This is a genomic window from Affinirhizobium helianthi, assembly GCF_042680945.1.
Taxonomy (GTDB): domain Bacteria; phylum Pseudomonadota; class Alphaproteobacteria; order Rhizobiales; family Rhizobiaceae; genus Neorhizobium; species Neorhizobium helianthi.
Genome location: NZ_JBHUEQ010000009.1, coordinates 1 through 6,147 on the forward strand (window position 1 = coordinate 1; position 6,147 = coordinate 6,147).

At 55.3% G+C, this 6,147-nt stretch carries 5 protein-coding genes; 4 read left to right on the forward strand and 1 reads right to left on the reverse strand.

Annotated elements, in window-relative coordinates:
• Positions 1–692 precede the first annotated feature (692 nt).
• The gene (locus ACFSE1_RS06470; RefSeq protein WP_377398135.1) at positions 693–1,730 is read right to left on the reverse strand and encodes an NAD(P)-dependent alcohol dehydrogenase; all 1,038 of its coding nucleotides are present in this window, start codon (positions 1,728–1,730) and stop codon (positions 693–695) included.
• Positions 1,731–2,067: 337 nt separating this feature from the next.
• Here ACFSE1_RS06470 and vapB point away from each other — a divergent pair, with 337 nt between their 5' ends.
• The 4 genes from vapB to ACFSE1_RS06490 all read left to right on the forward strand — a co-directional run bounded on the left by vapB (position 2,068) and on the right by ACFSE1_RS06490 (position 5,866).
• Positions 2,068–2,298, forward strand: a complete 231-nt coding sequence (gene vapB, locus ACFSE1_RS06475; protein ID WP_377398138.1) for a type II toxin-antitoxin system VapB family antitoxin — start codon at positions 2,068–2,070, stop codon at positions 2,296–2,298.
• Complete coding sequence (vapC, locus tag ACFSE1_RS06480; protein WP_377398141.1) at positions 2,298–2,708, forward strand: type II toxin-antitoxin system tRNA(fMet)-specific endonuclease VapC; 411 nt, start codon at positions 2,298–2,300, stop codon at positions 2,706–2,708. Before vapB ends, vapC begins: the two co-directional genes overlap by 1 nt.
• 252 nt (positions 2,709–2,960) lie before the next feature.
• The gene (locus ACFSE1_RS06485; protein WP_377398144.1) at positions 2,961–4,379 is read left to right on the forward strand and encodes a phosphomannomutase; all 1,419 of its coding nucleotides are present in this window, start codon (positions 2,961–2,963) and stop codon (positions 4,377–4,379) included.
• Positions 4,380–4,432: 53 nt separating this feature from the next.
• Positions 4,433–5,866 carry a mannose-1-phosphate guanylyltransferase/mannose-6-phosphate isomerase gene (locus tag ACFSE1_RS06490; RefSeq protein ID WP_377398147.1) on the forward strand — a complete coding sequence of 478 codons (1,434 nt, stop codon included), beginning with the start codon at positions 4,433–4,435 and terminating at the stop codon, positions 5,864–5,866.
• Positions 5,867–6,147: the final 281 nt, after the last annotated feature.

A 6,147-nucleotide genomic window follows, 5' to 3' on the forward strand; every position in this document is an offset into this window, starting at 1 on the left:
AAACGCTCTGCTGAAAAACAACCGAAAATGGGTCCCAAAGATGGCTTGATCAAAACGGATACTCTAACCTCGTTTTCGTGACCGGACATTCGACAGCTCGCTCCCAAAATGGCAACATGCTGTCAATGATCCAGGAGGAGGAAGGTTCCTATTGTTTGGGCCGAAAGGCTCCATAGAGGTGACAAGGCGGGCCTTTGCGAGAAGCGCGTACGATTAGGCATCATCAACATCCGATGAGGCAGGCGCCAACGGCTGAGGGTTACCACTTGCTCCCGCCTGCGATCCTGGAGGAGGAACCGAGTTGTTTCCGGATGCCGCTGGCCATTCAACTGATAAAGATCTCAGGCTGCATCTTTCGAACTGGGCAGCCCCTCTGACATCCGATCCCAACGAATAGCGACGGCTGATCAATCAAACGATTGCCATGGCAATAGATAATCCGGAGATCTTCAATTCCTGCTGCGCCAAGCAATGCAGCCGTCAATAACAGGATTGATCCGACTTGGGACTAACACGGCAGGAGCGATGAGACGTTTTCGTGGCGGCGAAATTGGCAAGCATGACGGGCAGGGAAGTTCCACTGACTTTGGCTCGATCCTTCCTCCTGAAAGACGGGATGTAATCTGATAAGCCGGTTAATAGCCTCACCCGCCGCGCTCTGCCCGCCCTCGTTCACCTTGTGGTCTTACGGGTCAATCCGTGAGCCTGATCTGCAATTTCACGTCCTCGGGAAGAGCTTTGGCTGCCCTTTCGAAAGCGGCAATGCTTTCATCAAATGAGAAGGTATCGGTGATCAATGGCTTCAGATCGACCTTGCCGGAGGCAATCAGGTTTACCGCGCGATCGAAATTGTTGGCGTAGCGAAACACGGTTTCGATACGTGCTTCCTTAAAGATGGAGGCGGGAACATCGAAGTTGACAGGTTCGACCGGCAATCCGACCAGAACAAGGGTCCCACCCGGGCGCAGGAGGTCGAAAATGCCATCATAGGCGCGGGGGCTGCCGCTTGCCTCAAACACCACGTCCGCACCCCATCCGTCGGTGGCCTTATGTATGGTCTCCTTGAGAGACTGTTCCTTGATGTTGACGGGCGTTATTCCGGCATATTGGCTGGCGATCCTGAGTTTCGCGGCACTCAGATCCGAGATGAAAACACGGGCGCAGCCGCCCGCCAGGGCCGCAATCGCGGTCATAATGCCGATAGGCCCACAACCGATAACGACGGCAACGTCTCCAGGCGTTATGCGCGCCCGCGTCGCGGCCTGCATCCCGACCGCGAACGGCTCAATCATGGCGCCTTCGGCAAAAGACACGTTGTCCGGAAGCTTGTACGTAAAGGCAGCGGGATGAACGACCTCCGGCGTCAATACGCCATGGATTGGAGGCGTTGCCCAGAAACGTACATCAGGATCGACGTTGTAGATGCCGAGCTTGGAGGCGCGCGATTCCATGTTCGGAACACCCGGCTCCATGCAGACACGATCTCCAACCCGAAGATTGCTGACGCTGGAACCGACCTCGATAACGGTACCGGCCGCCTCATGTCCCAGCACCATGGGCTCGCGGACAACGAAGGAGCCAATTGCGCCATGGGTGTAATAATGGACATCGCTGCCACAGACGCCAACGGTATGAATGGCAATCTTCACATCGTTGGGACCGACGACGGAGGGTAGATCAATGTCGCGTAGCGATAGTTCGCCTTTGCGTTCCAGAACCAGAGCCTTCATTTCAATATTCCTCCTTTAAAGTGCCAGTTCATTCTCTGTGAAGATATAGATGCTGCGGTTCAATGCCAGCGCCGATGGAAGCGCCGGAGGAAATATCCGGCCGACTATTCGTGAGCATGATGGTGGTTTCGTCCCCGGCGCTGGTATAAAGCTGTGCGGACCCACCCAGTGTCTCGCTGAAATCCAGCGCTAGAGCGTCTCAGTGGCGAAGAGAGCATTCGGCCATAAAGTTTGAAGCCGTCACCGCTTCCTTCTTGATCAATTCTTGATGTATATCCCGTTGACATATCCCCTTGTGCACCTAGATAATGTTGTATTCAGCAATTGGAGGTTCCCGATGGAGCAGGGCGCAGTTTTCCAGAGCAATCGCAGCCAGGCCGTTCGTCTGCCCAAGGCAGTCGCTCTACCAGACGATGTCAAACGCGTGGACATCGTGGCTTTTGGGCGGACACGCATCATCGCGCCTGTGGGGGAGGTGTGGGATAGCTGGTTCGACGGTGACGCCGCCACCTCCGATTTTATGTCCGAGCGCCATCAGCCGGCTGCGCAGGAGCGTGAAGCCTTCTAATGCTGAAATACATGCTGGATACCAATATCTGCATTTTCACGATCAAGAACCGGCCACAGCATGTTCGCGAAGCCTTCAATAGGCACAGCAACCAGCTTTGCATCAGTTCCGTGAGCTTGATGGAACTGATCTACGGGGCCGAAAAATCTGCCCGTCCGGAACAAAATCTCGCTGTTGTTGAAGGCTTCGCTGCGCGCTTGGAAGTGCTCGATTACGATGCCCTCGCCGCAAGTCATAGCGGCCAATTGCGCGCAGAGCTTGCCAGCAACGGAACACCGATCGGTCCCTATGATCAACTGATCGCTGGACATGCACGCTCGAAAGGCTTGATATTGGTGACAAACAATCGACGGGAATTCGAACGTGTCCCAGGTTTGCGTGTGGAAGACTGGTCATCGCCTTTGGAATAAGCAATTGCGCAATTGCGTGAACCAACAGACTGGCCTGAGCGTATTTCACACAAATGCTGGAGCGGAACTCGGCGCACCTGCTGACTGACGGCAGAGCCAAGGCTGGCCCCGTGCAAGCTCCGAAAGCGTTTTCGTATCTAACAGAAACACAATAACGCTCTAATTCTTTGTTTTTACGCATTTCCGGCCGGAAAGCCGCTACGTACTTTTCTCAGGTAAATGCTCGGAATCGCTCGAACCAGTGGAAGCGACATGAAATTTGGCACAAGCGGACTGCGTGGCCTCGTCGCCGATCTTCAGGGACATGCTTCGGCACTCTATGCAACGGCATTTGCAGAACATCTTTTGCGAAACGGTTTGGTCAGAAGCGGTGATCGCATTTTCATTGGCGAGGACTTTCGCCCATCCAGCGCAGACATCGCATCCACCTGCATTGGAGCGCTGCAACGTTCGGGCTTAAATCCGGTCAGTTGCGGAGCCTTGCCGACGCCCGCACTTGCCCTCTATGCCATGTCGCAAAACTGCGCGTCGTTGATGATTACCGGGTCGCACATTCCTGCCGACCGGAACGGCATCAAGTTTTATCGGCCTGATGGCGAGATCGACAAAGATGACGAACGTGCCATCAGCGCCATAGCTGCGGAAATTGAATCGCGCCTGATTGATCTGACTCCAGGAATCGCACCCAGTGAGGCGTCAGGCGCTATCGCTCTTTTTCGAGCGCGCACCGGCAACATCTTACCCGCCAACGCTCTGAGCGGTTTGAGGATTGGCATCTATCAACATAGCAGCGTGGCCCGCGATCTATTGGCCGAAACGATTGAAGCCTATGGGGCGGAAATCGTAATCTTGGGCCGATCAGACGCATTCATTCCGCTGGACACAGAGGCAGTTGCGCCAGAAACTATTCATCTCCTGAAAGGGTGGGCCGCCAGCCACCGTCTTGATGCCATTGTCTCCACGGACGGCGACGGCGACCGTCCGCTCGTGAGCGATGAAAGAGGGGAGCCTCTGCGTGGCGACATCCTCGGGCTGCTGGTTGCGCAATATCTGGCGGCAGACAGTGTCGTCACGCCTGTCACCTCAAACTCAGGCATCCAAAAGTCTGGACGCTATTCCGTCACAAGAACGCGGGTCGGCTCCCCTTACGTCATTGCAGGCATGAACCAGGCTTTGGCCTCCGGAAAAACCAATGTAATAGGCTTCGAAGCCAATGGCGGTGTTCTGACAGGAAGCGATTTCCATCTCGGTGACAGAAGCTTAATCGCGCTGCCGACGCGCGACAGCTTTCTGCCTGTGTTGGTAAGTCTGTTTCATCGTGCGAAAGACGGCAGCCCCTTTTCCTCGGTGGTCTCCGCCTTGGATCTGCCGTTTTCCACGGCCGACCGGATCGAGAATTTCCCCGTCGAAAGCAGCGCCTCACTGATGGCCCATCTCACTTCTTCGGCAGAAAGCCGGTCGGAGTGGTTGAGGCCGATCGGGGAGGTGGGATCCACGGATCTGACAGACGGATTGAGAGTGACGCTGAAGGATGGCGGCATCCTGCATTTTCGCCCATCCGGAAACGCGCCCGAAATGCGCTGCTATGTGGAAGCGTCCGATGAGCAGGCAGCGAAGAGACTGCTTGAACAGGGGATAGCAGCCCTTAAAGGCTGGGCTGGCGCCGTTTGAATGTACAGTTGTTCATTCAGGGAAGTTGAGCTTGTGCTTGCGTGGAGAAACGTATGACCCAGAAGATCATTCCAGTCATCATGGCTGGCGGCAAGGGCACGCGTCTGTGGCCGCTTTCCCGGGCCGCCGCGCCCAAGCAATTCATTCAGGTCGTCAACGAAAAAACTCTCTTCCAGGAAACGCTGGAGCGGGTCGCCGACCCTGCCATTTATGAAGCGCCAGTCGTCATTACCAATCAGGATTTCCGGTTTCTCGTCGCAGAGCAATCTCGCGCAGTGGCCGCGACACTATCCGGTATCTTGCTGGAGCCTGTCGCGCGCAACACAGCAGCGGCCATTGCCGCGGCGGCAGTCTTCCTGGGCAAATCCTTTGGCGAGAACGCCATTCTTCAGTTGCTTGCAGCGGATCACGACATCGATGCGGGCGAACACTATAGGCAGGCCATCACAACAGCCCGCGAAATGGCGGGTCTCGGGAAGATTGTAGCCTTCGGTATCACCCCGACAGAGCCAGCAACGGGCTACGGCTATATCGAACAAGGCTCCCAGCTGATCCCCGGCGTCTATGAAATAAAGCGCTTCATTGAGAAACCTCAGATTGAAAGAGCGCAAGAGATGATGGACGCTGGCGGATTCTTATGGAATTCCGGCATCTTCATGTCGCGGGTGGATCTCCTGATCTCAGAACTGCAAACCCATTCTCCCGACGTGCTTGGGGCGGCACGGGAGGCAGTCGAAAAGGCGTCCGTTGATCTCGATTTCGTGCGGCTGGATCAGGCAAGCTTTAGCAGCAGCCCGGATATCTCGATAGATTATGCTGTCATGGAGAAAACGCAGAATGCGGCCGTTGTTCCCTCGTCCTTTGAATGGTCCGACCTCGGCAGCTGGGATGCCGTCTGGAAGCTTTGCCAGAAAGACGACAAGGGTAATCTGGTGGTCGGCAACGCAAGCGTTCTGGATACCGAAGGTTCGCTCATTCTGTCACGGCATAGCCATCTGGCAGTGCAGGGGTTGAAGGATGTTGCGGTTATCGCTGCGGAAGATGCCGTCTATGTAGGGCGCCTGGAAGATGCCCAGAAGGTTGGCAGGCTGGTGAAAGATCTCGCCTCCCGCCAAGCGACAGCAAAGCTCACTCAAACACATCCCACGTCCTATCGCCCCTGGGGTGGCTATACATCACTCATGAACGATCAGCGTTTCCAGGTGAAAAGGCTCTTTGTGCTGCCAGGCAAGAAGCTCTCGCTTCAGAAACATTTTCACCGCTCCGAGCACTGGGTTTGCGTCAGAGGGACTGCAGAGGTGACAATCGGTGATCAGGTAATGTGCCTCCGGGAAAATGAATCGGTCTATGTCCCGCAAGGCGAACTGCACCGCTTATACAATCCAGGCAAGATCGTACTGGAAATCATCGAGGTGCAGACGGGCTCGTATCTTGGAGAGGACGACATCGTGCGAGTTTCCGATGATTTCGGACGTGATACAGCCTGAGCGGTCTGATATCCATCAGCTACGTTGCTCCTAAGACGCTATTCCGCGCGCCAGTCACACCCGGGGAGTGGGGCAGTCCAACTTTGCAGAAACAGGACAACTCAACTTTGCGGTGCTGGTTCCAGCTTGAATGCAACGCGACTTCGAAAGCTACAAGCATTGGCCTTCCAGAGCCAATAGATGTCTGCTGAATATCTCCTTTGGTGTTTGAAACGGGCTTGTCGCAAACATTTACGGAGCGCGCGATTATCCCGTGAGCATCTTTGACTTCATGCTTTATT